Source organism: Alicyclobacillus sp. CIJ1 (assembly GCF_057538885.1).
On record NZ_BAAJPH010000113.1, the window covers coordinates 1 to 2,262 of the forward strand.

The window sequence follows — 2,262 nt, forward strand, 5'->3', positions numbered from 1 at the left end:
CGCTTGTGCCGTAAGGGATTCTAGGGTATGATCCGAGTGATCCTAGTCAAATTTGCGGTTGTGAGAAAGTGAGTGCTTCGATTCGTTTACAGATAGTTACTGTTGTTAGTCTGTGGATTAATATGGATTATATTGTTTGTAAATGGTATCGAAACGAATCGAAGCAGCAATTTTTATAGAGACGTGTTTTCGACCCCGGATCACTCGGATCACACCCCGAGATCCCTTGTGGCACAAGGCTTCTCGGGATTTTGCAGATAGGAGCAACTTAGGAGCAACCCCGGATCATAGCGTCTGTTGCTCGGATCACGTCTCATGATGCATCCTCCAATCTGGTGGCCTGGGCTAGGCGCTTAAGGGCTTGGGTGATCTCCACCTTCATCGGCAGCAGCCACTTCTCTCGGAATTCAAGCCAATCTTCTTCGCTGTCGAACCCGAGCCTCGGGTCGATGATCGGCACGATATGGTACATACCGTTTTCCCATCTCAATGTGGCGCCGCCACATCGGGAAGCATTTAGCGTCCAACCCAGCGTGTCATCACTCACGACCTGAGTCAGTAGGACTTCCCACAATCTGTGGTCACTGACGAGATCCGGCCGCGGATCCCAACGCCAATCATGTGCACATGAAGTGATGCTCTCACCACCCGTTATTCGTCGAAATGCGTATGAATCCTGTCTCTCGAAATCATCCCCGTAAAGAGCTCGCCTCACCTCGCCACATAGCACACCAAAGGGCTTGGACGACGGGATCTCACCAGTGGAATTCCGGCAGGCGCGGAACGCGTCTGAAGTGCGGAACACTCGCTTTTGCCGTGTTCCGTAATTGATTTGCGCCTGCCGAACGCCACGGTCGGGCGGTGCCTCCGCCGCCCGGCGCAGCGCACGAACTGCTTGGGACAACAGCGCGCATCGGGCGCGTAATGGTTGCAGCTCGCGCGCCGGGCACGGCGGCGGAGAAAAGGGTTCTGAGATTATTCAATTGCCAAGGTTCGCTCTGACACGGCACATCGCCTCATGCGTGTTCATGTCGTGCTGTTGAGTCGGCGATACGCTCGTGCCGGGAACGCGCGCTCGGCGTCCCTGCTGTCACTCTTGCGGGCGTCGTCAGACACCCGATAGAGAGGCTTAGGTTTCGCCCCTCCACCATGGGTCGAAGATATTCGGCCCAGGGCGCAAGGGCGAGTTCACTATCTTGCTAATCTTGCAAAGCCCTGCGCGAACCGATGTTTGCCGTGCCTTACGCCAGCAACTCCACCAAACAACCAGCGCCAAAGAAAAGCAACCCCAACAACACATAGCCAACACCAGATTCACGGTGCATAATGACATGCCCAATAAATCCCGTACCTGTTCCGATAAGTGCGCTCCCCAACAACTGCGCCACGATTGCAGTCACGCCACACTCACCACCGGTCCGAAACGCTATGCGCTCTCTCGAATGAGACCTGCCCAAATCAACGTGTTAACGATGAAATTTGTGACGTGGTCGTTCTTGTATTCCCACAAGAAATCCACTGCATTTTCGATGGGCGTGTCCCATCCGCGACGTTCGATCATTTCAATGGTCGAGAAATAGTCCTTCAGACCGCGCCGCGAGCCGTCGTACACCTTTTGGATCGGAAACATCTGTGCAAACTGCCGCGGCGTCATGCCTGCAATCAAATCACAGATATCCATCGAGGCCTGATATGCCGCATATGGATTAAGTCGTTCTAAAGCCTCCTCTGAACTTAACAGCCGCAGACCGTATAACACTGTTGGAATCCTTGCCGCCTCGTCGCCACTCTCGAAGCGAAGCACAGCGCGTTCGGCAGCAGATGCGAGGACTTCAATGTTCATTTGCAATTCACCAACCCATCGGAATCTGCAATCCCCTGCACCCAATCACTGTACCGTTTCCATCCCGCACGAGCTCCGCTGGACTGTATACGTCCGTCCGCCCTGCCCGCGCCGCGGCCTGCGCAACTATCGTTGACGTGACGTAGACGGTGTTGTCAGTTGGATCCGGCAGGCCCGCAGCTTCTCCGAACTCCGTGCTGAAGACCGGAATCCCGTCAATCTCACCAACTTTCTTACTCACGCTTGTCACACGCGCCACGGATCCTGATGGCTGGATCCTCGCCACCACGGTGCCGTCGTCAGAGATGAATGCGAGCTCGTGTGGTGTTAGATTGATGATCTTCACTCACAACTCTCCAATACTCGAATCTCTGTTATGCCGTCCGCGATTTCGACAATCTCAACGGGATCCACTTCAC

The 2,262-nt window shown here is 54.6% G+C and carries 4 protein-coding genes; all 4 read right to left on the reverse strand.

Annotation, left to right across the window (positions count from 1 at the left end; genetic code table 11):
* Positions 1–313: 313 nt before the first annotated feature.
* A complete protein-coding gene (locus AC27E8_RS08765; protein WP_487097484.1) occupies positions 314–472 on the reverse strand; it encodes a hypothetical protein in 159 nt (52 codons plus the stop codon).
* Positions 473–1,241: 769 nt separating this feature from the next.
* Positions 1,242–1,400: a hypothetical protein gene (locus AC27E8_RS08770; protein ID WP_487097482.1), complete on the reverse strand. Its 159-nt coding sequence runs from the start codon at positions 1,398–1,400 to the stop codon at positions 1,242–1,244.
* A 26-nt stretch (positions 1,401–1,426) separates the two neighbouring features.
* On the reverse strand, positions 1,427–1,843 hold the full coding sequence (locus AC27E8_RS08775) for a hypothetical protein (protein ID WP_487097481.1): 417 nt from the start codon (positions 1,841–1,843) through the stop codon (positions 1,427–1,429).
* Positions 1,844–1,850: 7 nt separating this feature from the next.
* A complete protein-coding gene (locus AC27E8_RS08780; protein WP_487097479.1) occupies positions 1,851–2,084 on the reverse strand; it encodes a hypothetical protein in 234 nt (77 codons plus the stop codon).
* Positions 2,085–2,262 lie beyond the last annotated feature (178 nt).